This window comes from Nocardiopsis mwathae (assembly GCF_014201195.1).
Taxonomy (GTDB): Bacteria; Actinomycetota; Actinomycetes; order Streptosporangiales; family Streptosporangiaceae; genus Nocardiopsis_C; species Nocardiopsis_C mwathae.
In genome coordinates, this window is record NZ_JACHDS010000001.1 from 1,240,354 (window position 1) to 1,265,603 (window position 25,250).

Consider the following 25,250-nt stretch of genomic DNA (forward strand, 5'->3'; position numbering starts at 1 on the left):
GGTCTCGGCGAAGCGCACCGAATCCCGGCGACTTTTCGGTGCGCTTCGCCGAGACCAACGGAGGAGGAGGCAGGTTCAGCCCTTCTCCGCGCCGGCGGTGAGTCCCGAGACCAGCAGGCGCTGGGCGAGCAGGAAGCCCGCCACCACCGGGACGGTGATCGCGATCGACCCGGCCATGAGCACGGGCGCGGGCACGGCGAAGTCGGCGAGCCGCGCGATGCCCAGCGACACCGTCCACCGCTGCCGGTCGTCGACCAGGAAGAGCAGCGCGAACAGGAACTCGTTCCAGGCGATCATGAACACGTACAGCCCTGTCGCGGCGACCCCGGGCAGCGCCATCGGCAGCACCACCCGGGTGATCACCTGCACCCGGTTGCAGCCGTCGACCTCCGCCGCCTCCTCCACACCGGCCGGGACCGCCTGGAAGTAGCCGCGCAGCATGTACAGCGACACCGGGATCGTCTGGGCCATGTAGATGATGACCAGGCCCACCAGCGAACCCGTCAGGCCGATCCGGCTGAACAGCACGAACAGCGGTACCGCGAGCACGATCCCGGGGAACAGGTACACCGCCAGGAAGAATCCGTTGACGGTGTCGCGGCCGAAGAAGCGCAGCCGCACCGCCGCGTAGGCCCCCAGCACGCTGCACGCCACCGCCAGCACCGTGGTCCACACCGCCACCGTGACCGACGTCCGCATGAACCGGGCCAGCCCGAACCCGCCCGCCGCCTCGTCGGCCATCGCCCTGGCATAGGCGCTCAGATCCACCTCGCCGAGAGCGGGCAGTGCCAGCGGGTCGGCGACGACATCACCGAAGGGGCGCACCGACAGGACCGCGCCGTACAGCAGCGGCCCGGCCGACGCGGCGACGGCCGCGGCGATCACGGCGATCCGCAGCACCCCCAGAATCCCGACCTCAAGCGTGTGCCGGTCCAGCGGCCGACGCCGCGTCCCGCTCCGGTGCCCGCGGCGCCCCGCGCTCGCGTCGAGTTCCCCGGGCCGCCCGCGGGCCCCGGCCGCCGCGTGCCGGTCGGCCATCACACCCGCCCCTTTCGGACCATCCGCAGGTAGAGCACGAGCAGCCCGGCCAGCGCGAGCGTCATCAGCACGCCCAGCGCCGAGGCCGTGCCGATGTTCGCCCGGGTCACCAGCTCCTCGTACACCCGGACCGCCACCACCTCGGTTCCGCCGGCACCGCCGGTCAGGAGCCAGATATCGGTGAAGTTCTGAAAGGACCAGATGAACCGGAGCAGCGCCAGCAGTGCGAGAACGCCCGCGAGCTGCGGCAGCAGAACGTGGCGGAACACCTGGGTGGGGGAGGCGCCGTCCACCACCGCGGCCTCCTCCAGGTCGCGCGGCACCGCCTGCAACCGCGCGGTGATGAACAGGAACGCCAGCGGGAACGACTTCCAGATCTCGAAGAGGATGACGACGCTGAGCGCGACGGGCACCGGGATCCCGGCGATGTCGATGCCGTGCGTGGTGAGGAAGTTGATCGGCGCGCTCCAGCCGAGGAAGCGTTGCCCGATCTCGTTGACCGCCCCGTACTGGGGGTTGAGCAGGGTCGACCAGATCGTCGTGGCCGCCACCACCGGCAGCACGTAGGGCACCAGCAGCAGCCCGCGCACCGCGCCGCGGCCCGCGAACGGGCGGCGCAGCGCCAGCGCGAGGACGAGCCCGGCCAGCAGCGATCCCACCGTCGTCACCGCGGCGTAGACGAGGGTGGTGCGTGCGGCCGCCCAGAACCCGGCGCTGGAGAGCACCCGGGCGAAGTTGTCGAGGGTGACCTCCAGGTCGGCGGGGGAGAAGCCGCGGATGTCGATGAGCCGCATGTCCTGCAGCGACAGCACGAACACCGCCAGGAACGGGAACAGCACCACCGCCCCGACCACCACCAGGGTCGGCGCCACCAGCAGCCGCCCGTGCAGCTCCTCCCGCTCCCGCCGGGTACGGACGCGGCGGGAGCGGGGCAGCGTCGGGGCACTCGCCGTCCCGCGGCCGCTCATTCGACGTCGGCCCGGACGTCGCGGGCGGCCCGGGCCATCCGATCGGCCACGTCGGCGGGGTCGGCGCCGTCGAACAGCGGGCCGATCTCCCGGGCGAGGGTGTTCTGTGCGGCCAGCGCACCCGCGAACCGAGCGTGCTCGGTGCCGTACCCCCAACGCTGGAAGCTCTGCGCGCCCTCGACGATGCCCTGGACGGTGGCTTCGTCGTAGAAGTCGGACAGCGGGCGGCGCGCCTCCGGGTCCTCACCGGTGGGCAGGTCGGCCCAGGCGTCGGCGAACACCCCGGGCTCCTCGGCCGTGCCCGACCGCACGGGGATGCGTCCCTCCGGGGAGACGGCCAGAGAGTCGGTGTAGCCGTCGCCGAGCAGGAACTCGATGAACCGCCGGGCCGACTCGGTGTCGGCGCCGCGCGGGACCCCCAGGTTCAGGGTGAGGCCGAACTGCCGCGCGTCGGCGGGGTCGTCGGACGCGCCGGCGCCGGGCAGCCGCAGGGCGGTGACCACCCCGCTGTTGGCGGCCAGGAACGCCGGATCGTCCCGGCACTCCGGGCACGTGGCCGGGAAGTCGGGGGCCAGCCCGGCGAGCTCGTCGAAGATGTGCGACCCCCAGAAGAGCATGGCGCTGCGGCCGGAGAGGTAGGCGGCGCGGGTGGTCTCCACGTCCTGGTCGCCGCCGACCGACGCGTCGGCCATCCGGGCGTAGGCGTCCAGGGCCCGGGCGCAGGCCGGCTCGTCGAGTGCGACCCGGCCTTCCGCGTCCACCAGCTCGCAGCCCCCGGCCAGCAGCAGCGCCTCCAGGGTCTGGGTGGTGAACGGGTCGCCGGGCCTGGTGCCGAGCACGATCCCGGCGACGCCCTCGGAGTCGAGCCGCTCCGCGGCCCGGGCGACCTCCTCGACGGTGCGCGGCGGCCGCACGCCCGCCCGCTCCAGCAGGTCGGCGCGGTAGACGAGGACCTGGCCCCAGCCGTCGCTGGGCACGGCGACGGGCTCGCCGCCGATGGTCACCATGTCCAGTGCGTGCTCGCTGAACGTCGCGCGGTCCAGCGCGTCGAGGACGTCGGCGGCCACGTCGGTGTCGAGCAGCCCCTGCCCGCTCCAGGCCGCCGCCTGGTCGGGGGCCAGCAGGATCACGTCGGGAACGTCGCCGGAGGCCGCGCCGGTGACCAGGGCCTGGTTCTGGTCGGCCGCGGCCATCGCCACGACGTCGACGTCGATCCCGGTCCGGTCGGTGAAGCGCGCGGCCGTGGCCTCCTGCTGGGCCAGCCGGTCGGGTGTGACGTGCGGGGTCCAGAAGGTGAGGGCTCCGTCGGCGCGGCCCCGGTCGGGTGCGCAGGCGGAGCCGAGCAGCAGGAGGAGCGCGGCACCTCCGGCCGCAAGGGCGCGGTGGCGGCGCGGGCGCTTGCCCGTGGACGCGAACACGGTCACCTCCGGTGCGACCCCCGGAGCACGACGGCCCCGGAGATCGGGGTTCAGGTCGGTGGAACGGCAGCGGGAACAGGGACAGGTCGGCCGTCCAGCGCGTGCAGCGCGATGAGGGCGCTCGCCCCGGTCAGGGCCAGGGGGGCGACGGCGGCCGGGCGGCCGTCGGCGGTCACCTTCTCCGGCAGCGCGCCCAGCCGGGTACGGTGCGCGTCGAGCCAGTCGAGCAGCCGCGCCGCCGGCCCGAGCTCACCGAGGCAGGCGGCGGTCATGGCGAACAGCGACAGCTGCGGCGTCCAGGCGGTCGCGGTGTCCGGCCACTCCTCACCGGGGCGCACACCCCCGTTGGACAGCCTCAACGCCGCCAGGGTCCGATGCCAGGCGGCGCGCGGGCGGGGCGCGGCCGGGGCGAAGGGCGGAAGCAGGAAGGCGACGGAGGCGTCCCGGCCGCCGCCGCGGCGCCGGGGGTACCCCTCCCCGGCGAAGTGCCGCTCGATGCCCGGTCCCAGCCGGGCCTCGACGGACGCGCACCGGCGGGCCGCGTCGCGGGCGCCGAGGCCGTGCAGCACCCGCGCTCCCGCACGTGCACCGAGGAGAAGGGGCGCGGCCGTGCCCAGTGTGACGTCGGCGGTGGCCTTCTCCCAGTAGTCCGGGGAAGGGCGGGGGAGACCGCTGGCCGGGTCGACGGCCGCGTCGAGCGCCGCGGCGGCTCCGGTCAGAGCGGGCACCACGGGAGCCAGCTCCCGGGCCGGTTCGGTGTGCCACAGCAGCCAGGCGGCCCACAGCGTCCAGCCGATGCCGTCCAACTGGGTGCCGCGGTCGTCGGGGACCCGCCGGGACCCGTCGGGCAGGTAGCGCGCCTGCCAGGTGCCGTCGGGCTCCTGCATGGCGGCCACATAGCGCAGCACCCGCAGCGCGGCGTCCCCCAGCCCGCACAAAGCGAGCGCGACGACGCAGAAGGCGGCGTCGCGCGGCCACACGTACCGCCAGAACGGACTGGCCGCGGCGACCATCGCCCCGTCGGGGTGCAGCAGGGTGCGGATGTCGATGAGGGCGGTGCGCGCCATGTCCTCCCACGGTGAACCGGCGGCCGGGACGTCGGCCGACCCGAGCCACTCCCGCTCGCGCCGGACGGCCGCGTCCGTGGCCTCCGCGGCCCCGGACAGGTGCCCGCCGGGGGCGAGCAGCCCCGTTGCCGGGACGCGTTCCAGGGCCGAGTGCGGCGGGACGATGACCGGGGTGCCGTCGGCGCCGATCACCACACCGTCGGAGTACAGCCGGGTCTCCGGCCGCCACGCAGTCCCCCGTGTGCCGAGCACCGGCGCGGCGGCGCCGTCCGACCCGGCTTCCGGCATCGCCGTCACCTCGCTACCGCCGTCCGTCATCCGGCCTGCCTCCTACATGCCCGCCGCACCCGAACCGGACTCCTGCTCTCATGCCACTCCGCCCTTGCCCCGTTCTCCCGGGATCAACGGGGGATCGGGGGGACGCCGATTGGGGGAACGGGCGGTGGGTCATTAGGCTGGCCTGCATGGAGCGCCCCTACACCATCCTGAGCTGCGCGATGTCCGTGGACGGGTATATCGACGACGCCACGCCGGAGCGGTTGCGACTCTCCAGCGAGGCGGACTTCGACGAGGTCGACGAGCTGCGTGCCGGATGCGACGCGATCCTCGTCGGGGCCGGGACCGTGCGGCGGGACGACCCGCGGCTGCTGGTGCGCTCCCCGGAGCGGCGTCGGCGGCGGGAGGCCGGCGGCCGTCCGGGCCACCTGCTCAAAGTGGTCCTCACCGAGAACGGCGACCTGGACCCGGAAGCGCGCTTCTTCACCACCGGGGATGCCGGGAAGATCGTGTACGCGAACAGCGCGGCCCACGCGTCCTGCACGGAGCGGTTCCGCGGCGCCGCCGACGTCGCAGTGATCGACGCCGGCGCCCCCGCCGACCCCGCCGCGATCCTCGCCGACCTCGCCGAGCGAGGGGTGCGCCGCCTGCTCGTCGAGGGCGGGAGCCGGGTCCACACGCTCTTCTTGACCTCCGGGCTGGCCGACGAGATCCGACTGGCCGTGGCCCCGTTCTTCGTCGGCGACGGCGATGCGCCCCGCTTCGTCGACCCCGGCGCGTTCGCCAACGGCCCGCACGACCCCATGCGGCTCGCCGAGGCCCGCACCATCGGTGACATCGTGGTGCTGCGCTACCTGCCCGGGGCCCCGGCATGACGGCCGACCGGCCCGCGGGGTCGACCGCGGCCACGGCGGCCGACCGGCGGTGGCTGCGCGCCGCCATCGACCTGTCGCGGTCCTGCCCGCCTTCGGCGACGGCCTTCTCGGTCGGCGCGGTCGTGCTGGGCGCCGACGGCCGGGTGCTCGCCGACGGCTTTTCGCGTCGCGACGACCCCCGCGACCACGCCGAGGAGGTCGCGCTGCGGGCGCTCTCCTGCGACGACCCCCGCCTGCGCTCGGCGACGCTGTACAGCTCTCTGGAGCCGTGCAGCGCGCGGGCCTCCCGCCCGCACCCCTGCACCGCGCTGATCCTGGCCACCCCGATCCCGCGCGTCGTGTTCGCCTGGCGGGAACCGGCGCTCTTCGTCGACTGCGACGGGGCTCGGCGGCTGCGCGCCGCCGGGCGCACGGTCGTGGAGGTGCCCGACCTCGCCCCCGAGGTCCGCGCGGTCAACGCCCACCTGCCGGTGGGCGGGCCGGGGTGACGTCTCGACCGGGGTCGCCCTCAGCCCGCGATGCGCCGCTTCAGTGCCTCGGTGAGGACCCGGCCCTCGGCGTCGGCCGGCGGATCCACCCCCAGCAGGCGGCTGATGGTGGGGGCGACGTCGATCGTCCGCGGCTCATGTGGCGTCGCCCCCGGCACCACACCCGCCCCGGCCAGCACCAGCGGCGCCGTCGCCTCCCTGAGGCTCGCGTGGCCGCCGCGCTCGCGACCGTCCACCTCCTCGGGGTCGAAGAAGGCGTAGGGCGGCCGCGCGTCCACGGCGAAGTCACCCTCGGTCGCGGCCGCACCCATCGCGTCGAGCTCGGCGCGGTTGTACACGGCCTCCAGTTCGGGTAGTCGGCGCAGTACGTGCTCGACGCGGGCCCGTTGCCGGTCGGAGTCGGCCCTGCCGCGCAGGTACACGTTGGCCGCGCGCGGGGTGGCGGTCAGCACGACGTCGGTGAGCGGCGCCGGTGCCTGCCGCGAGTACAGTCGCTCCGGGGCGAAACCGGCCCACGTGAGCGCTCCCAGTACCTGCGGCTCCAGGGACTCGGTGTATCCGGTCATGCCGTGGTCGGAGACGAACACGAAGGTCGCGTCGGCGCTCAGGCCCGCATCGTCGACGGCGTCGACGATGCGGCCCAGACCGGTGTCGAGCTGGGCCAGCCGCTGCGGGAGGAGGGGGCTGTCGGGCCCCTCACGGTGCCCGATGTCGTCGATGTCGGCGGCGTAGGCGGCGATGAGGTCGGGGATCCGCGGCAGTCGTACCGGGGTCCCGCCGGAGTCCACCGGTTCGCCGCGCAGGGCGCGCACCACCGTGTCGACGTTCTGCTCCCACACGGTCCCCTGGGTGTAGAGGCCTTCGGGATCGCCGTAGGAGACACCGCGGTCCTGGACGATGTACCAGCCCGCCGACAGCACGTTGCGGCCTTGGCGGCGCAGGCTCTCCGCGATCGTCTCGGCGGCGATGTCGCGGGTCTGCCCGACCGCGCGGCCGGTGCCGGGGTCGAGGAAGAACGCGACGTTGCCGTGCACGGCGGGTCGGGCGCCGGTCGCGATCCCGGCGCGGCTGGGGTTGGAGACCGGCTTGTAGGTGCACGCCGCGGTGGACAGCGAGCCGCGCGCGACCAGGGCGCGCAGGCGGGGCAGCCGGGTATCGAGGTGGGCGTCGAGGTAGGACGGGTCGATCCCGTCCCAGTCGATGAGGATCACCGGCCCGGCGGCGGGCGGCCCCGGGGTGGGGCGCGCCGCGGCGGGGCGCGCGGTGAGGATCGGGGAAAGCGCGGCAAGGGACGTGACGCCGAGCGCCGATGCCGCCGTTCTGCCGAGAAAGGAGCGCCGTCGCATCCGAGGCCTTCCCGTCGGGGGTTTCGGAGTCCCGAGGCCGAATATAACGCGGCCTCCCACCGGCGTCGGTTTCCGTGATTCATGCCACCCGTGCATTGACCGTGACTTTGCCGATTGCCGACGGTTCCACTGGATTCGGCCCCTTACCGTTACACGGCGGACCTCCGCGCGTCATGCGGAGGCCACGATGCGGATGCGCGGTGCCGGGGATCCGGCTGTGACCGGGGAGGACCCTCGATGGAGTTGAGCTTGCTGGGCCGTTTCGCGAGGCTGGTGAACGACATCGGCTTCGACCTGACGAGCAAGAAGTTCATGCTCCTGCTGGCCCTGCTCGCCGTCGCCTCCTTCATCCTCCTCGTCCGGGTCTGGCCCCGGCTGAGCCAGGGTGGAGGCAAGAGCGTGCTCGGCCGTGTCGGGCTGCTCGCCCTGGCGACGGTCACCGCCCTCGCCGCGGTCTCCAGCGTCGTCAACTGGGACATCAAGGTCTACCCCAAGTGGAGCGACCTGCTGGGCACCGGCGACGGCACGCAGGACATCGTCGCGGCCGCCGACCACAGCGGCCGCAAGGACGGCGGGCTCGCGGTCACCGCCAGCACCGTCCCCGGCGGCGGCGACCGCGCCACCTCCGGGCAGCTGGACACCGTCGAGTTCGGCGGCCCCTCCTCCGGTCTGACGAGCACCGGCTACGTGCTGCTGCCGCCCGAGTACTTCGCCGGGGACGGCAAGGACGCGCGCTTCCCCGTCGTCCTGATCGCCGCCGGTCCCGACCAGCGGCCCGAGGACGTGCTCAAGGGCCTGGACCCGGCGAACGCCGGTGGGCCGCCCGCCATCTGGGCCGTCGTCGGGCTCTCCGGAACCGACGCCAAGGCGTGCGTCGACGTTCCCGGCGGGCCGCAGGGGCAGACATTCGTCGGCCAGGACGCCCCGGCACAGCTCGCCGACACCTACCGCACCGCGCCGACCCGGCAGGGCTGGGCGATCGCGGGGGTCGGCGACGGCGGCGGCTGCGCACTGATGGCCGGGCTGGTGCACTCCGCGAACTTCTCGGCGGTGGCCTCGCTCGGCGGCGGTGTCACCGCGCCGGACGAGCCGAGCGGCACCGACCTGTACGACGGCAGCGAGGCCGTGCGCCACAGCACCGACCCGCTGTGGCGGGCGGAGAACCTGCCCGGCCCGCCGTTGCAGATCCTGCTCGGCCAGGGCAAGGGGCAGGACGCCGCCGGACTCGACGACTTCGAGCAGGCGGTCAAGGACCCCATGCAGGTCAGTCGGCTGCCGAAGAGCGGTGGTGAGGACGCCGCGTCCTGGAAGCCGCGGATGCGCGAGGTCGCCTCGTGGCTGGGCGACCGCCTGAGCGCGGACCCGCCCTCGGCCTGACGCACCCCGCCCCGCACGGGTACGCACATCCCCCACCCTGACCCCACCCCCCACCCTGACCCCACCCCCCACCCCGCTCCGGCAGCACACCCGATCATCGCCGAAAGGAACGTTTCGCGGTGGAATTGACCAGTCCCGCTCTGCTCTGGACGGTGAGCGCCTGCACCGCCGCGGCGTTCGTCGCCGTGATCGTGTTCTGGCGGCATGCCGCCCGCTCCGGCATCCTCGGTGTGGTGTCGCGTGGGCTGATGATCGGGGTGGTCCAGCTGTGCGCGCTCGCCACCCTCGGGCTCGTCGCCAACCTGCACTTCTCCTTCTACGGGACGTGGGACGACCTGCTCGGCAAGGACGCGCCGTCCGCCGCCCCGAGTGACAGCGGGGGCGACGACGGCGGCTCCGTCGCCGAACCGCTGCCCGACGACGACGTGACCTCCCAGGTGCCCGAGAAGATGGGCAAGCTGGAGAAGGTGCAGTTCAAGGGGGCGCGCAGTGGGCTGTCGGACACGGCCTACGTGCTGCTGCCGCCCGAGTACTTCGCCAAGTCGCACGCCGAGGAGCGGTTCCCGGTCGGCGTCCTGCTGACCGGCTTCCCGGGTGAGGCCCGCAACCTGGTGGAACGGATGAAGCTGCCGGAGGTCGTCTCCGACCTGCGCAAGCAGGGCAAGGTGCAGCCGATGATCTGGGTGATGGCGCGGCCGTCCACGGACCCGCCGCACGACACCGAGTGCGTCGACGTCCCCGGCGGCCCGCAGGCCGGCACCTACTACGCCCAGGACCTGCCCGAGGCGATGTCGGCCCGCTACCGCACCGCGCCCACCAAGGACGGCTGGGCGATCATGGGCAACAGCGCCGGCGGCAGCTGCGCCATGCGCCTGGCGATGATGCACCCCAACTCCTACACCGCTGCCGTGTCCCTGGCCGGCGACTTCCGCGCGATCCAGGACGAGCAGACGGGCGACCTCTACGGGGGCAGCGCGAAGTTCCGGCAGGAGAACGACCTGTTCTGGCGGCTGGAGAACCGCCCGATGCCGCCCGTCGACATCCTCGTCACCCGCATCCTGGACGGCGGCGACGGCGACCCGGCCGAACCCAAGCGCTTCGCCGACCTCGCCGAGCCCCCGCTCCAGATCGACCTGTTGGAGCGCAAGAGCGGCGGGCACAACTTCGTCACCTGGAACGCCGAACTCTACGACGCGGTGCCGTGGGTCAGCGACCGCATGAAGGCCGACGACGGCACGGGCGGCGACGCCAAGGACAAGCTCTAGCCGCCCGGCCGCCCCTCCCCGCTCGCGCCCCTCTTCCTCCGTTGATCTCGGAGATAGTGGGGTATCAGCGCCGATTTTCACCCCGATATCCCCGAGATCAACGACAGGGGCGGGGCGTATGCCGCGTGGCCGCCGTTACATGCGGTCGACGTCGACCACGCGGACCACGGCGCGGCCCTCCTCGTCGGAGGCGGCGAGGTCGATCTCGGCGCTGATGCCCCAGTCCCGGTCGCCCGCCGGGTCGTCGAAGACCTGCCGGACCTGCCAGGTCCCGCTTCCCTCCTCGATGAGGAGCATCTTGGGGCCGCGGGCGTCGGGGCCGATGCCGAGCTCGTCGTGCTCGTCGAAGTAGGCCTCCATCGCCTCCTCCCACTCCTCGGCGTCCCAGCCCTCGTCGCCGTCGAGCGCGCCCAGCTCCGCATAGCGGCGGCGCGCCGCCAACTCGACCCGGCGGAACAGCTCGTTGCGGACCAGCACGCGGAAGGCGCGCGGGTTCGCGGAGACCGGCTTCGGGCGCTCCTCGATCTCCGCCTCGGCGCCCTCCTCCGCGGGGTTGGTGAGCTGCTCCCACTCGTCCAGCAGGCTGGAGTCGACCTGGCGCACCAGCTCGCCCAGCCACTCGATGAGGTCCAGCAGCTCCTCGGTCTTGGCGTCCTCGGGCACGGTCTGGCTGAGGGCCTTGTAGGCGCCGGCGAGGTAGCGCAGCACCAGGCCCTCGGAGCGCGCCAGCTCGTAGAAGCCCACGTAGTCGGTGAACGTCATCGCCCGCTCGAACAGGTCCCGGGCCACCGACTTGGGCTGCAGCGGGTGGTCGCCCACCCAGGGGTGGCCGCGCCGGTAGACGTCGTATGCGTGGTCGAGGAGTTCCTCCAGCGGCTTGGGGTACTCGACCTCCTCCAGCCGCTCCATCCGCTCCTCGTACTCGACACCGTCGGCCTTCATCCGGGCGATGGCCTCGCCCCGCGCCCTGTTCAGCTGTGCGCCGAGGATCTGACGCGGGTCGTCCAGTGTCGACTCCACGATGGTCAGCACGTCCAGCGCATAGCTCGGCGACGCCGTGTCGAGCAGATCGAAGGCGGCCAGCGCGAACGTCGACAGCGGCTGGTTCAGCGCGAAGTCGGGCTGCAGGTCCACGGTGAGGCGCGCGGTGCGGCCCCGGTCGTCCGGCTCCGGCAGCTTCTCCACGATGCCGCCGTCCAGCAGCGACCGGTACATCGCGATGGCCTCGCGGATGTGCCGCCGCTGCGTGGGGCGGTCGTCGTGGTTGTCGGTGAGCAGGTGCCGCATCGCCGCGAAGCAGTCGCCGGGGCGGGCGATGACGCTGAGCAGCATCGCGTTGCTGACCCGGAACCGCGACTTCAGCGGTTCGGGCTCGGCGGCGATCAGCTTCTCGAAGGTGCCCTGGTCCCAGCCGACGAAACCGTCCGGGGCCTTCTTGCGCACCACCTTGCGCCGCTTCTTGGCATCGTCGCCCGCCTTGGCCAGCGCCTTCTCGTTCTCGATGACGTGCTCAGGGGCCTGGGCCACCACGTTGCCCACCGTGTCGAACCCGGCGCGGCCGGCGCGCCCGGCGATCTGGTGGAACTCCCGCGCGCTCAGCCGGCGCACCCGCGTGCCGTCGTACTTGCTCAGCGCGGTGAACAGCACCGTGCGGATCGGCACGTTGACGCCGACGCCCAGGGTGTCGGTGCCGCAGATGACCTTGAGCAGCCCGGCCTGGGCCAGCCGCTCCACCAGGCGCCGGTACTTGGGCAGCATCCCGGCGTGGTGCACGCCGATGCCGTGCCGCACGTAGCGGGAGAGGTTCCGGCCGAACTTCGTGGTGAAACGGAAGTTGCCGATCTCCTTGGCGATCTCGTCCTTCTCCGCCCGAGTGCACATGTTGATGCTGGTGAGCGACTGGGCGCGCTCCACCGCCTGCGCCTGGGTGAAATGGACGATGTAGACGGGCGCCTCGCGGGTCTGGAGCAGCTCCTCCAGCGTCTCGTGCAGCGGCGTGGTCCGGTAGGAGTAGTAGAGGGGGACCGGGCGCTCGGCCGAGCTGACCACGGTCGTCTCCCGGCCGGTGCGCCGGGTCAGGTCCTCCTCGAACCGGCTGACGTCGCCGAGCGTCGCCGACATCAGCAGGAACTGCGCCTGCGGCAGCTCCAGCAGCGGCACCTGCCAGGCCCAGCCGCGGTCGGGCTCGGCGTAGAAGTGGAACTCGTCCATGACGACCAGGCCGATGTCGGCGTCGGCACCGTCGCGCAGCGCGATGTTGGCGAGGACCTCGGCGGTGCAGCAGATGATGGGGGCGTCGGCGTTGACGCTGGCGTCGCCGGTCATCATCCCGACGTTCTCGGTGCCGAAGACCGCGCACAGCTCGAAGAACTTCTCCGAGACCAGCGCCTTGATCGGGGCGGTGTAGAAGGCGCACTCGTCGCGGGCGATCGCGGCGAACAGCGACCCGGCGGCGACCAGGCTCTTGCCGGAGCCGGTGGGGGTGTTGAGGATGACGTTGGAGCCCGACACCGTCTCGATGAGGGCTTCTTCCTGGTGCGGGTAGAGCGTGAGCCCCCGTTCTCCGGCCCACGACGCGAACGCTTCGAAGAGGGCATCGGGTTCAGGGGCCGGCGGGAGTTGATCGATGAGACTCACGCCTTCCATACTGCCCGCTCCGCGCCACTGCCCCGGACATGGAGAAGGGCGCGCCCTACCCGGGGGAAGGGACGCGCCCGGCCGCCGGGCGCGCTCTGGCGCACCCGGCGAAACGCCCTGGCCGACCTAGATGAGGCCCAGCTTCCGGACGGCGTCGCGCTCCTCGACCAGCTCGCCGACGGAGGCGTCGATGCGCGAGCGGGAGAACTCGTCGATGTCCAGGCCCTGGACGATCTCCCAGCGGCCGTCGCGCGAGACGACCGGGAAGGAGGAGATCAGACCCTCGGGGACGCCGTAGGAACCGTCGGACGGGATGGCCGCCGACGTCCAGTCGCCCTCGGGGGTGCCGTTGACCCAGTCGTAGACGTGGTCGATGGCCGCGTTGGCGGCGGAGGCGGCCGAGGAAGCGCCGCGCGCCTCGATGATGGCCGCACCGCGCTTGGCGACGGTCGGGATGAAGTCGTTCTCCAGCCAGGCCTGGTCTCCCACCGCCTTGGCCCCGGTGGTGCCGTTGACCTCGGCGTGGAAGATGTCCGGGTACTGGGTGGCGGAGTGGTTGCCCCAGATGGTCAGCTTCTTGATCTCGTTGACCGAGACGCCGAGCTTCTTGGCGAGCTGGGTGAGTGCGCGGTTGTGGTCCAGGCGCGTCATGGCGGTGAACCGCTCCGACGGCACGTCCGGGGCGTGGGCCTGGGCGATCAGCGCGTTGGTGTTGGCGGGGTTGCCGACGACCAGGACGCGGATGTCGTCGGCGGCGCCGGCGTTGATGGCCTCGCCCTGCGGCTTGAAGATCCCGCCGTTGGCCTCCAGGAGGTCGCCGCGCTCCATCCCCTTGGTGCGGGGGCGGGCGCCGACGAGCAGGGCGACGTTGGCGCCCTGGAAGGCCTGACCCGGGTTGTCGAAGATGTCGATGCCCTGGAGCAGCGGGAACGCGCAGTCGTCGAGCTCCATCGCGGTGCCCTCGGCGGCCTTGACGGCCTGCGGGATCTCCAGCAGGCGGAGCTTGACGGGCGTGTCGGCGCCCAGCAGCTGGCCGGAGGCGATGCGGAAGAGCAGCGCGTAGCCGATCTGTCCAGCCGCGCCGGTGACGGTGACGTTGACGGGTACTTGGGCCATGACCTTCTTCTCCTGATGACGTATGTGCGACCCGCGATGCTGTCTCGCGGCCCACGTCGCGCACGCGGCCCACCCCGGCCGCGCACGCCGCGCGCCCGCCGATTACCCGGCGGTACGGGTAACCACCCTAGTAGTCATGGGTTCACACCCCACGCCGCGGCCCACCATGAGCACCCCGGCCCCGCTGTCCGAGGCCGTGCGCCGCGGGTCGCCCGGCCGAACCGGCGACAGGCCCGCAGCGCCCCGGAGCCCCCGGTTTCCGGCCGGAACCATAGGTGTGCATCCTGTTAAGATGGCGGCGATCCCGGTCACCGAGACCCTGGGGTCCGATGCGCGGACGAACCCCTCGATTCCCCGCGCGCGGGGCGGTAGCTCAGCTGGTCAGAGCAGGGGACTCATAATCCCTGGGTCGCGGGTTCGAGCCCCGCCCGCCCCACGGGCGTTCACCGCCGAGCCCCGGGCCGCCGGCTGCTTCGCCACGGCTCGGGGCTGCGTGCCGTCAGTGCCGGTGAAGCCCGCGCCGACTCCGTGGTCCCGGTGCGGGCCACGCAGCTGCGTGGCCCGCACCGGCGGGTCAACGGGCGGCCCTGCGGCTTTCGTGCCATTCGGTGGCGAGCATCGCGTAGTGGAGCTCGCCGCCCCACTCGCCCTTGAAGATCTCCGACTCGATGAAGTGGGCTTCCTTGCGCATGCCGAGCCGCTCCATGAGGCGGGCCGACCCGGTGTTGCGGGGGTCGCAGCGGCCGATGATGCGGTGCAGCTTGAGCTGCTCGAAGCCGAGGCGGAGCATCTCGACCGCAGCCTCGGAGGCGTAGCCCTTGCCGTGGTACCCGGGGTGGAGCACGTAGCCGAACTCGCCCTGCCGGTTCGCCTCGCTGAGCCAGATCAGCAGGGTGTACCCGATGACCTTGTCGTCGAGCACGATCGCGAGCATGAGCGTGTCGCCCTCGGCGCGAAGGGCGGTCTGCTTCTGCCGTACGGCCAGTTCCTCGGCGTTGTTCTCTCGGGTGCGCGGCTCGTTGAACAGGTAGCGGGCCACGTCGGGGAGCGACTCGAACTCGAACATGTCATCTTCGTCATGTTCGGTGAACGGCCGAAGAACCAAGCGCTCGGTCGTGATCGGGGAGGTCATCTCTACCATCTAGTTTCCTTTCTGACTGCGGCAGCAGCCGTGTGAGCGGAGGGCGGGCAGGGCCGCCCCCTGCGGGGTGTGCAGGTCCTCGAAGGGAGCCAGGAGCTCCGGTATCCCATAGGACTTCCCGTCCACGAGGACCCGCTCGATCCGTGCGGCATCGTTGATGTCCTTGAGCGGATCGCCGTCGATGACGAGCAGGTCCGCCCGGGCACCCGGACGGACGACGCCCAGGTCGGGCGCGCCCAGGCAGCGGGCCGCGTTCACGGTGGCCGTCTGCAGGGCCTCGCGGGGGCTGAATCCGTATTTCACCATCGCGCGAAGATTCTGGTGGATACCGATCCCGACATCGTCGAGGGGGGCGTCGGTTCCCGCCACGACGGTGCCGCCCGCCTTGTGGACGCGGAGCAGAAGGTCCACGTCGCCCTCGGTCCAGGCCTTGTTGATCTCGTTGTCCGGCGCCTCGCGGACCTTCTGCAGCAGACGCTCGTAGTCCCACCACGGGAAGAGGACCTTCGTACGCCGGTCCTCGACGAGGTCCGGGGTCTCCAGGAACATCTCGTGCGCGAAGAGCAGGGTGGACGAGACCCACATGTGCGATCCGCTGAGGAGGCGGATGGTGTCCTCGGCGGTCCGGCCCGCGCCGGCGCTGAGGGTCCGGGAGTAGCCGAGCCTGTTGCCGCCGCCCGTGTGCTCCATACCGTTGAGGCCGGTCGCCATGGCGGGGTACAGGTAGTGCGAGACCACCGGGATGCCCTCCCGGCGCATCCGGCGGACGAGCGCGCGCTCCAGCTTGACCGGGAGCCGCTGGTAGGACTTCACCACGTTGTAGTCGAGCCCGATGATCCGCTCGATCTCGCGCCGGAGCTGCTTCTCGGACGTCACGCAGCGCATGAACGCGTAGTAGCAGCGGGTACCGTCCAGGGGCTCGCCCGAGCCCAGGAAGCGGGGTCCCACACGGGCCCCGGCATGGATCGCCTCGCGCGTCTCCAGCATCTGGTACGCGGGATCGCCGGTGGACCGGCTGGTGGTGACGCCGTAGGCGAGCCAGAGCGGCCCCTGGCGGCTGCCCCACTGGCGACCTCGGAAGTGCCAGTGGTTGTGGACGTCGATGAGTCCGGGGATGACGGTCCCGGCCTCCACCGCGGGGGTGAGCTCCGGACGCGCGTCCTCGACGGAGGTGATGACACCGTTGTCGACGGTGATGTCGACGTTCCTCCGGTACCCGTCGGAGCGGCCGTCCCACAGTGCCTCCGCCCGGATCACCTGCTTCGGAGGCGGGGCCGGCTGCTTGCAGGTCAGGGGCGGGACGTACTCCCGGCCCCCGACGAGGACCAGCTTGCCGAGGGACAGGAAGAGGACGTCCCCCGCGGCGGACACCGAGACAGAGTCGGCGACCAGGGGCGACAGGGCGACGGGGGCTCCGGTCACGGTTCCGTCGGCGGCGACGGGCACACGGTGCACGAGGCTCTCGATGACCACGATGAGCGACTTCCCGTCCGGCGACCACACCGGGCCGTCGTCGCCGCGGGTGGCGATGGACCGATGCGGGGCGACGGCCTGGGTGGTGGTGTCCCCCGTGGTCGTGTCCACGACCATGATGTGGTTGTGCCCGGCGGCGTCCCGTTCGGAGGCCGCCGAGACGACCGCCATGGCCACGCGCCGGCCGTCCGGCGACCAGGAGGGCTTTCCCGGGTGGTCCGTCGCCGCGGCGATCTTCCGGGTCCTCCCGGTGGCGATGTCGAGCACCCAGGTGGCACCCGACTCGTCCTGGAAGGCGATCCGTTCACCCTTCGGGCAGACACTCGGAACCAGCGCCCCGTCGGGAAGGTCGGTGAGCCGTTCCTCGTCGCCCCCCAGGGTGTGCCGCCACAGGTTGGGCACACCCTCGCGGTCGCTGGAATAGGCGATCGAACGCCCGTCGGGGAACCACGCGGGGTCGGAGGCGAAGTACCCGTCGTCGACGATCTTCTCCGCCTTCCCGCCGAGCCGTAGGAGCCACAGGGCACCCAGCGCGCGGAAGCTCGCGCAGGAGCCGTCCGGGGAGAGTACCGGGCCCGCGATGCCCCGCACGGCCGACTCCTCGGGGAGGGAGACGGGGCGCCGGACCCGCGGTGGGCGGCCCGGCGGGGCGAGCGAGACGGCGAACGGGATCGCCCGGGGCCGGGAACCGCCGACGGCGCGCCGCCGGATCTCGCCGTCGGCGCCGTAGACCAGTTCGGTCCGCGACATCCAGGAGGGCGGGAGCGGCGCCGGTTCCTCGCCCTGCCCGGTCAGAGCCTCCCCGTCGACGTGGAGGGTGGCACGGGGGCCGTCGGCCAGGATGTAGGCGAGTTCGCCCCCGGGCCCGTAGGAGGTACCGCGGAACCACTGGCCCTCCGGTGCGGTGTGCAGGACCTCCCGCCGCCCGCTCGGCAGGTGCAGGGTCTCGATGGTGCTCTCCCCGGCGACGTAGGCGATCCTGTCGCCGCCGGGGTGCCAGGTGGGCGCGTGGTAGGAGCGGTCGTCATCGGCGCCGATGACCGATTCCGCGCGACCGCGGCGCAGGTCGAGCATCCGGATGGCGCTGCGGCCGCCGGTGTCCGAGACGTGGGCCAGGCGCCGGCCGTCGGGGGACACGCTCGGGTCGAGGTCGTACTGGGGTCCGCGGGTGAGCCGCTCGACTTCGCCGGACGACAGGTCGACGGCGCAGATGTCGTACGTTCCGTCGCGGAACGACTGGAAGGCGACCCGCCGGCCGTCGGAGAAGAACGACGGCCAGGTCGCGTCCTCCACGTCGTCGGTGAGCCGCCGTGCCGGACCGCCGGCGACCGGTATCAGCCACAGGCTGTTCACCGCGTCGAACACGATGCGTCCGGTGCCGCCGTGATGGGACAGGGCGATGTTGGTGGCCTGGCGGACGACCATTCCGGAGCCGTCCGCCCAGGCGAGCGGCGGGTCGCACGGGTGCAGTGCGACCGCGCCGCCGAGCACAACGCCGCCCCTGAGGAGGGTGCGTCGCGACAGTGCCATGGTGCCCTCAGGCTTCCGCGATCACGTAGCGGGGGAACCCGTCGTGGTCGGTGTGGCTGGTCAGCGATGTGAACCCGGCCGACCACAGGATGTCCATGACCTCGTCGGCGACCGCATCGTAGTGCTCGATCGCCAGCACGCCGCCCTTGCGCAGCAGCCGGATGGCGGTGTCGGCCACCGCGCGGGTGAGGTCCAGTCCGTCCCAGCCCGAGTAGATCGCCTCCCTGGGCTGGTGGACCGCCCACTCCGGCGGGATCTGCAGGCTGTGCGGAACGTAGGGCGGGTTGGCCGTGACGAGGTCGGCGCCGCCGTGCAGGTCGCCGAGCAGCGCCGGGTCGGACGCGTCGCCCTCCACGAACTCGACCTCGCCGGAGATGCGGGCGCCCAGCCGTTCGGCGTTGCGCTTGGCGCACTGGACGGCCGCGGCGGAGAGGTCGACGCCGGTGACGGTCGCCCCCTGCCGCAGGTGCGCGATGGCCAGGGCGATGGCGCCGGACCCGGTGCACAGGTCGACCACGCGCGGGCGCTCGGTGGAGCAGCGCGCCAGCACGTCGCGGACCATCGCCTCGGAGTGGACACGGGGGATGAAGACGCCCTCGCCGACCTCGAACTCCAGGTCGAACACCCGGGCGCGGCCGGTGAGGTACTCCAGCGGTACCCGGTCGGCGCGCCGGCGTACCAGGGACCGGAACGTCTCGGCCGCGTCGTCCGGCATGGCCGCGTTCAGATCGAGGTCCCCCACGTTCTGGCCGGTCGCGTGCGCGGCCAGGGCCAGCGCGTCGTCACGGGGCGTCCACACCAGGGCGGCGGTGAGGGTCTCCGCCGCCTCGTCGACCCGGTCGCCCAGCGTCGGGCCCGCGCTGGATCCCGGCGCCCCGAACCGCTCCCGGCAGTTGTCGTAGTAGGAGCGCATCCACTCGACCATGGTCGGGTGCAGCCGGGAGGAGGCGAGCAGCTCCGGGGGCGGGGTGAACTCGGTGTCGATCTCGTCGGCCCACTGCCGGTAGATGGGCTTGAGGTCGGCGGCCAGGTACTCCTGCCAGTCGGTCGGGATGTTCCAGTGGTGCTCGTAGCCGGTCGCCAGCATGTGCTCGACCGTGGTCTCGATGACGTCCTCGCGGGACACGCCCGCCAGCGGCGCGCGCTCGGGCGCGAACGCGTCCAGGACCAGTTCGGGCTCCTCGCCCGACAGCCGCCGGGCGAACTCCCGCGCCAGCAGGGGCGAGAGGAACAGGCCGTCGCGGTAGGTGCCGGTCATCATCCACAGGCCGTTCAGCGGCGTCTCGCCCAGCAGCGGGAAGCCGTCGAGCGACACCGGCCGGTTGCCCACGTTGATCTTGGCGATGTCGCTGGACCACAGGTTCCGGCGGATCTGGCGGTGCGCACAGCCGATCAGGAACTCCAGGTCGCGCAGGACGGGGTTGGCCAGCGGGCGCGGGTTGATGATGTTGGTCGCGCCGACGTACACGCGCGCCATACCGCGCGGCACGACGTGCAGACCGCAGGCGAACGCGCGGTTGGGGGTGCGGATCACCGACTCGGGCTGGGTGCCGTCGTGGGTGCTCATCTCGACCGACACGCCGTACCCGGCGACGAGCCGGGGGATGTGGTCGCCGAGACCGGGTACCGAGTCCACGAGTTCCTGCGCGCCGACGCCCGCCGCCAGCACGACCTGCCCGGCGCCGAGTGTCGTACCGTCGTCCAGCACGACACCGCTCGCGCGGTCGCCGTCGGTGACGACCGCCGTCGCCTGGGCGTCGACGATGTGCACGCCGCGGTCGCGTGCGGTGCGCTCCAGCCGCCGCAGCAGCCGACCGGAGTCGACCGCGTGCTCGCCCGGGATGTGCAGGGCCTCCAGGGGCCGGGAGTTGGGGTCAGGGTCGAGCCAGGCGATGTCGCCGGGGTCGACCTTCTCGTAGGGCTCGTCGTGCTTGTCGAGCATGGCGCGGATCGCCGCGAAGTTGCGCGTGTCGATGTGGTCGGTGCCGACCGTGTTGAGCAGCACGGTCGTTCCGGAGGCGGTGAGGATGTCGCGCCCGTCCGAGACACCGCCGGAGATGGCCTCCAGCCATTCCGGCCAGATGTCCTTGGCCTTGAGGTCGAGGTCGAACTTGGCCTGGCCGTAGGCGTTGTCCAGCAGGGCCGTGGTGACCTCGCCGAAGCAGCCGAGCATGGCACCGGCGGCGGAGGACGCGGCGTAGGGGCGGTGGGCGCGGCCGACCAGCGCGACCGACGCGTGGCGGCCGGCCAGCTCGACGGCGAGCGACGAGCCGAGGGCGCCGTTGCCCACGACGATCACGTCAAAGCCCGACAAGGGTGCTGGGGAGTTCATGGGGGGCTCCTGATCTCGGTCAGACGGTGGTGAGGTGGCGGGCGATCGACTCGATCTGCTCGGGGGTGTGCTTCGCGGAGATCGCGAACCGCAGCAGACCGGTGCCCTTGGCGACGACGGGGTAGAAGACCGGAAAGCACAGGACGCCGACCTCGCGCAGGCGCACGGCGCTGGCGAACGCGGCTTCCTCGCTGGGCATCGGCAGTCCGCGGATCGGGGACCGCACGCCGGCGTTGACCAGCTCCCGGCGGTGGGCGTGGTCGAAGAGCTCGACGTTGGCCCACAGCGCCTCCTGCAGCGTGGCCACGGTCCCGTCCAGGTGCATGCGCGCCGACTCGGCGTTGGCGACCACGTGGGTGATCATGTTCGAGTGGCCGAACACCATGGGGTTGGCCTCGCGCCGCAGGATGGTCGCGTCCTCGGGGGAGTGGGTGAGGATGAAACCGCCGGAGCCGCCGAACGCCTTCGACAGCGAACCGACCAGCAGGACTTCGGGGGGGACCCGGCCGCCCAGCGCCTCGAACGCGTATCCGGCGCCGTGCCTCCCGCTGATCGAGATGCCGTGGGCGTCGTCGATGTAGAGGTAGCCGCGGTGCTCGGCGACGGAGTCCCGCAGTCCGCCGACGTCGATCAGCCCGCCCATGGAGCCGATCCCGTCGGCGAGCACGATGGGTGTGCGGCGCTCCGCGGCGGCCCGGTTCAGCGCTTCGGTGAGCGTTTCGGGCTCCTCGCTGCGGAACCGCGCCACCGGGCCGACCTGTTCGAGGACGCCCCGGATCGCCTGCATGGACGCGTGCGCGGTCCGGTCGACGATGAACAGCGGGCCGTCGGCGGACACCGGGTAGCCCGGGAGGATGCCCGCACCGAGGAGCGGCAGCACGCCCAGGTGCGCGCTGCTGACCGAGTTGAACACCACGCCGGTCATCCCCGGGTAGATCTCGCCGAGCAGCTCTTCCAGTTCGTCGGTCTCGGTCGGCTGCATGCTGTTGCGGGAGGAGGAGAAGTGCGTCCCGTACTTGTCGAGTGCGGTCCGCACCGCCTGCACCAGCCGCGGGTGATCCTCCAACCCCAGGTAGGAGCAGGAGACGAACTCGACGCATTCGCTGCCGTCGGACAGGCGCACCGTCTTGCCGGACCGTTGCGTGATGGTATGCCCGGTCAGGCCGGCCGTCACGGCCCTGTCGTACATGTCCGTGGTCGCAGCCGATCTGCGTGCGATTCTGCTGGTCGGCAGCACATTGTTCATGCCGGTCACGTGGCTCCTCGGTTCGGTGCGGGGGTGGACGGTCGGGGGGTCGCGGCGCGCCGGGACACCAGGGCGCCGAGGATGTGCGCGGCGTCGTCGGCGAACCCGTCGAGCTCGTCGCCGAACCACGCGCGCAGGCGGGCGAACTCGTCGCCGAAGCCCGCGTCGTCGCCCGCCCCGACCTGGTGGTCGAGGTCCTCGATGCCGGTGAGCAGCGCCCGGCGGGCCGTGTCGCCGGGTTCGCCCGAGCTCTGGATGTCCCAGTAGGTCTCGGATTCGGCCGTGAGCACGCGGGCGGCCACGGCCAGCAGCGCCCGGGTCGGCGGCGGCGCGCAGGCGATCACGTCGGCCGGGGGGAGCCCCAGGCGGGGCAGCGCGCGGGCGAAGCCGAGGACGGCGGCGTGCGTGACGGCCTGGACGGACGTGACGAACCGGTCGTGGTCGGCGGGGTCCAGCAGGTGCACCCGGGCGCCGGTCGTCCGGATCAGGTCGAGCAGCTGGGCGGTGACTTCACCGCCGCGGTCCACCGAGGCGGTCACGGTGTTGCCCGCCCAGCCGAGGGACGGGTGGAACAGCGGGTTGAGGCTCACGAGCGGCCGCGGGGCCAGACGTTCGCTGGCCGCCTGGCGGAACCGATGCTTGTGGGAGAGCGTCTCGACGACGGGGGTCGCCGCGCCGACGCAGGCGTCGAGTGTGTCGACGGCCGCCAACGCGGCCCGCTCCGGCACCGCGACGATGACCATGTCGGCGTCGGCCAGGCATGTGCGCAGCTCGGCGGTGGGCGCGCCGATGTCGGCGCGGATGGCACCGGTCGCGTGGGGTGCGCCGTGCTCCGCGGAGACGTTCGGGTCGACCGCGGTGATCTGCCATCCCGCGTCGGCGAGCAGGCCGCCGAACAGCCGGCCCACGTTTCCGTAGCCGACCACGGCCGCCCGGCCGGGCGCGTGTCGGCGCCGCCGGGACATCAGTCCTCCTCGACGGATGCGTTGAGGGCCGACACCATGGCCCGGGACTTCACGAGCGTCTCCGCGAACTCCTCCTCCGGGTCCGACAGCGCGACGATCGCGCCGCCCACGCCGAAGGTGCAGGAGCGCTCGCCGTTGACCACGGTTCGGATCACGATGCTCAGGTCGGCCGCGCCGGACAGGGAGAGCCAGCCGATGGCGCCGGAGTAGTAGCCGCGCGCCCGCCGCTCCAGGTCGTCGATGATCTCCATGGTGCGGATCTTGGGCGCACCGGTCATCGACCCCCCGGGGAAGGCCGAGCGAATGCAGTCGACGGCGGTGAGGCCGGGGGCGAGGCGGCCCTCGATCGTGCTGACGAGCTGGTGCACGTGCGAGTACGTCTCGACGTCGAACAGCTTGGGCACGTTCACGGTCCCGACCGCACACACCCGGTTGAGGTCGTTGCGGAGCAGGTCGACGATCATGAGGTTCTCGGCCCGGTCCTTGGGGTTGGCGGCCAGCTCGCGCACGAGTGCGGCGTCGGCCTCCGGTGTGTCACCTCGGGGCCGGGTCCCCTTGATCGGCTTGGCCTGGATCCGGCCGTCCCTGCGGACCTCCAGGAAGCGCTCCGGGGAGGCGCTGAGGACCGTTGTCGACCCCGCCCGCAGGTAGGCGCCGAACGGGACGGGGCTCGTCGAGCGCAGCCGCAGGTAGGCGTCGAGCGGCGCGTCGAGGGAGGCGGCCTCGGCGGTGTTGGTCAGGCAGATCTCGTAGGACTCGCCGTCGGTGATCGCTTCCAGGCACGAGGCGATGCTGTCGAGATAGTCCGCGCGCGGCTGGTCGAACCGGAACCGCGGCGGCTCGGCGGACACCGGCCCGCGCGCCTCCGCGGGCACCGCCTCGGTCGCGGACTCCCGGGCGGCGGCGTGCCGCTGGACCACCCGGACCGTGCGGTCCAGCCACTCCGCGCCGGTGCGGACGGTGTCGGGCGCTTGTGTATCGGTCAGCACCAGCAGGTAGGCGCACCGCTCGTGGTGGTCGACCGCGATGGCCCGGTCGGCGAAGAGCAGCCGCCCGTCGGGGAGCGGGGAGACATGCCGGGCCCGCCCCCCGGTCTCGGCCTTCAGCTCGTAGCCGAGGGCGCCGACGTACCCGAGGTTGAAGTCGAACGGCAGCTCGGGGGGATGCTGGACGCGGCGGAGTGCCAGTTGCTCGTTGAGGTAGTCGAAGAACCCGGCCTCGACGCGCGTGGTCCTCTCGCCGCGCGTGATGCTCCAGGCCTGATCGGTGACCGAGTAGGCGAGGCTTTCGGCCAGTGGCCCCGAGTCGTCTCCCATGAAGCTGAACCGGCTGAAGGCGGTGTCGGTCCGGGAGCTGTCCAGCCAGAAGGCGTGCTCCGCATCGGCGTGGAGGTCGGCGAAGAGCGACGCGGTGTCGGGGTAGGCGTCGATCCGCCGGCAGTCGATCCGGTACCGGGGGCGAGCGCGGTCGGGGGCCGGCGCCGCCGTTCGGGGGGATCCTTGGGCCTCCACAAGGGCGCGGAAGTTGTCGAGCAGTTCGGTGCCGTTCTCCGTCAGGATCGACTCGGGGTGGAACTGGACGCCCCACTGCGGCGCACGCAGGCTGCGGACCGCCATCACCACGCCGTCCGCGGTCCACGCCAGCGGCTCCAGGTCGGTGGGCAGGTCGGTGACCGCCAGGGAGTGGTAGCGCACGGTCTTGAAGGGGGAGGGCAGTCCGCGGAACAGGTCGCGTCCGGCATGGTGCACGTCGCACACACGCCCGTGCATGGGCTCGGGAGCGTGACCCACGCGCCCGCCGTGCATGTGGCCGATCCCCTGGTGGCCCAGGCAGATGCCGAGCACGGGAACGGCGGTCTGCTTCAGCGCCAGCGCCGACACACCCAGGTCGCGCTCCCGCTGGGGGCGGCCGGGGCCGGGGGAGACGACGACGCAGTCGTAGGCGTCGAGGTCGATGTCGGACCAGGGGGTGTCGTTCGTGACCACGTGCGGGGCCCGCCCGTTCACCCGATGGATGAGGTCACTGAGGTTGTAGGTGAAGGAATCGAAGTTGTCGATGAGCAGCGTTCGCAGCATGGGAATGCTCCACATTTCTGGGGCGGGGGCGACCACGCAGCGGTGTGGTCACCGCGCCGAAGTGTTTCCCATCACAAGGTCTTCCACCCGGCAGGTTTCGCCGATGATGAGGTCGTAGAGTCGGCGGAGGAAATCCGGGTCGACGCCGTTCTCATCACCGTACTTCGCTGCTCGTTCCTGGACGACCCCGATTCGGTGGGGCTGCATCATAGGAATGTCGTGGTCCTGCTTGTGACGGGCGATTCTGACGCAGCACTCGATGCGCTCTCGGATGATTTCTAGAAGGCGCTCGTCGATCCCGTCGAGTTCCGATCGGAGTTCCGATAGCTGGTCTTTTCCTTCATGGGATGCCGACATGGATACCCGCCTTACTTCGACTCTTTGCCCGAACGTCGTGCTGGATTCAATCACATTCTCCAGGCGGTCTCCAGTGCATGACAGGTTCCTGCCAGATGACAATGGACAAGGGGTGCCCGCGTGATCACCAAGGGTGAATTCTGCGAGCTGGGCGGGCATTTTCAGAAGACGCGGTCGGCTTCGGGGTGCAGTGGCGCCGTGCTATCGTCCGCTGCGGCAGGAAATATTTACCGCCCTGTCGGCGGACGCATTCACCTACG

18 protein-coding genes and 1 tRNA gene are annotated in these 25,250 nt (G+C 72.1%); 5 read left to right on the forward strand and 14 right to left on the reverse strand.

Annotated features, from left to right (window positions below; genetic code table 11):
* Positions 1 to 75 precede the first annotated feature (75 nt).
* Genes HNR23_RS04980 through HNR23_RS04995 form a run of 4 tightly spaced genes read right to left on the reverse strand, consistent with a single transcriptional unit; the run spans position 76 to position 4,809 of the window.
* Positions 76 to 1,038, reverse strand: a complete 963-nt coding sequence (locus HNR23_RS04980) for a carbohydrate ABC transporter permease (RefSeq protein ID WP_184073938.1) — start codon at positions 1,036 to 1,038, stop codon at positions 76 to 78.
* Positions 1,038 to 2,006, reverse strand: coding sequence for a carbohydrate ABC transporter permease (locus tag HNR23_RS04985; protein WP_184073940.1), 969 nt, complete (start codon positions 2,004 to 2,006; stop codon positions 1,038 to 1,040). The genes HNR23_RS04980 and HNR23_RS04985 overlap by 1 nt, the downstream gene beginning before the upstream one ends.
* Positions 2,003 to 3,424 carry an ABC transporter substrate-binding protein gene (locus HNR23_RS04990; protein WP_343070426.1) on the reverse strand — a complete coding sequence of 474 codons (1,422 nt, stop codon included), beginning with the start codon at positions 3,422 to 3,424 and terminating at the stop codon, positions 2,003 to 2,005. Before HNR23_RS04990 ends, HNR23_RS04985 begins: the two co-directional genes overlap by 4 nt.
* A 50-nt stretch (positions 3,425 to 3,474) precedes the next feature.
* Complete coding sequence (locus HNR23_RS04995) at positions 3,475 to 4,809, reverse strand: glycoside hydrolase family 15 protein (RefSeq protein WP_246421591.1); 1,335 nt, start codon at positions 4,807 to 4,809, stop codon at positions 3,475 to 3,477.
* A 146-nt stretch (positions 4,810 to 4,955) separates the two neighbouring features.
* On the opposite strand from HNR23_RS04995, the gene HNR23_RS05000 reads away from it, so the two are divergent.
* Entirely contained in the window at positions 4,956 to 5,642 is a 687-nt protein-coding gene (locus HNR23_RS05000; protein WP_184073942.1) for a RibD family protein, read from the forward strand.
* The gene (locus HNR23_RS05005) at positions 5,639 to 6,130 is read left to right on the forward strand and encodes a cytidine/deoxycytidylate deaminase family protein (protein WP_184073944.1); all 492 of its coding nucleotides are present in this window, start codon (positions 5,639 to 5,641) and stop codon (positions 6,128 to 6,130) included. Before HNR23_RS05000 ends, HNR23_RS05005 begins: the two co-directional genes overlap by 4 nt.
* Before the next feature lie 20 nt (positions 6,131 to 6,150).
* Here HNR23_RS05005 and HNR23_RS05010 read toward each other — a convergent pair whose 3' ends face one another.
* On the reverse strand, positions 6,151 to 7,476 hold the full coding sequence (locus tag HNR23_RS05010; protein WP_184073955.1) for an alkaline phosphatase family protein: 1,326 nt from the start codon (positions 7,474 to 7,476) through the stop codon (positions 6,151 to 6,153).
* A gap of 237 nt (positions 7,477 to 7,713) precedes the next feature.
* Here HNR23_RS05010 and HNR23_RS05015 point away from each other — a divergent pair, with 237 nt between their 5' ends.
* Positions 7,714 to 8,853: an alpha/beta hydrolase gene (locus tag HNR23_RS05015; RefSeq protein ID WP_184073957.1), complete on the forward strand. Its 1,140-nt coding sequence runs from the start codon at positions 7,714 to 7,716 to the stop codon at positions 8,851 to 8,853.
* Between the two features lie 119 nt (positions 8,854 to 8,972).
* A complete protein-coding gene (locus HNR23_RS05020) occupies positions 8,973 to 10,118 on the forward strand; it encodes an alpha/beta hydrolase-fold protein (protein ID WP_184073959.1) in 1,146 nt (381 codons plus the stop codon).
* A gap of 135 nt (positions 10,119 to 10,253) precedes the next feature.
* Here the strand turns inward: HNR23_RS05020 and HNR23_RS05025 are convergent, their stop codons facing one another.
* Both HNR23_RS05025 and HNR23_RS05030 read right to left on the reverse strand, forming a co-directional pair.
* The gene (locus tag HNR23_RS05025) at positions 10,254 to 12,764 is read right to left on the reverse strand and encodes a DEAD/DEAH box helicase (protein ID WP_184073961.1); all 2,511 of its coding nucleotides are present in this window, start codon (positions 12,762 to 12,764) and stop codon (positions 10,254 to 10,256) included.
* A gap of 117 nt (positions 12,765 to 12,881) precedes the next feature.
* Positions 12,882 to 13,871: a malate dehydrogenase gene (locus HNR23_RS05030; RefSeq protein ID WP_184073963.1), complete on the reverse strand. Its 990-nt coding sequence runs from the start codon at positions 13,869 to 13,871 to the stop codon at positions 12,882 to 12,884.
* Between the two features lie 362 nt (positions 13,872 to 14,233).
* On the opposite strand from HNR23_RS05030, the gene HNR23_RS05035 reads away from it, so the two are divergent.
* Positions 14,234 to 14,307 (forward strand) — tRNA-Ile (locus tag HNR23_RS05035).
* 138 nt (positions 14,308 to 14,445) lie between these two features.
* Here HNR23_RS05035 and HNR23_RS05040 read toward each other — a convergent pair.
* From HNR23_RS05040 to HNR23_RS05070, 7 genes are read right to left on the reverse strand one after another with little or no spacing between them, the layout of a single operon-like run.
* Complete coding sequence (locus tag HNR23_RS05040; protein WP_184073965.1) at positions 14,446 to 15,012, reverse strand: GNAT family N-acetyltransferase; 567 nt, start codon at positions 15,010 to 15,012, stop codon at positions 14,446 to 14,448.
* The gene (locus tag HNR23_RS05045; RefSeq protein WP_184073967.1) at positions 15,013 to 18,015 is read right to left on the reverse strand and encodes an amidohydrolase family protein; all 3,003 of its coding nucleotides are present in this window, start codon (positions 18,013 to 18,015) and stop codon (positions 15,013 to 15,015) included.
* A 7-nt stretch (positions 18,016 to 18,022) separates the two neighbouring features.
* Positions 18,023 to 20,347 (reverse strand): peptide chain release factor N(5)-glutamine methyltransferase, encoded by a 2,325-nt coding sequence (gene prmC, locus HNR23_RS05050; RefSeq protein WP_184073969.1) that lies wholly within the window; start codon positions 20,345 to 20,347, stop codon positions 18,023 to 18,025.
* 19 nt (positions 20,348 to 20,366) lie between these two features.
* On the reverse strand, positions 20,367 to 21,593 hold the full coding sequence (locus HNR23_RS05055; RefSeq protein ID WP_184079923.1) for an aminotransferase class I/II-fold pyridoxal phosphate-dependent enzyme: 1,227 nt from the start codon (positions 21,591 to 21,593) through the stop codon (positions 20,367 to 20,369).
* Between the two features lie 5 nt (positions 21,594 to 21,598).
* Positions 21,599 to 22,558 carry a 2-dehydropantoate 2-reductase N-terminal domain-containing protein gene (locus tag HNR23_RS05060; RefSeq protein WP_184073971.1) on the reverse strand — a complete coding sequence of 320 codons (960 nt, stop codon included), beginning with the start codon at positions 22,556 to 22,558 and terminating at the stop codon, positions 21,599 to 21,601.
* Positions 22,558 to 24,633 (reverse strand): aminodeoxychorismate synthase component I, encoded by a 2,076-nt coding sequence (gene pabB, locus HNR23_RS05065; protein WP_221308032.1) that lies wholly within the window; start codon positions 24,631 to 24,633, stop codon positions 22,558 to 22,560. The genes HNR23_RS05060 and pabB overlap by 1 nt, the downstream gene beginning before the upstream one ends.
* Before the next feature lie 48 nt (positions 24,634 to 24,681).
* Positions 24,682 to 24,990 (reverse strand): chorismate mutase family protein, encoded by a 309-nt coding sequence (locus HNR23_RS05070; RefSeq protein WP_184073973.1) that lies wholly within the window; start codon positions 24,988 to 24,990, stop codon positions 24,682 to 24,684.
* Between the last annotated feature and the right edge of the window lie 260 nt (positions 24,991 to 25,250).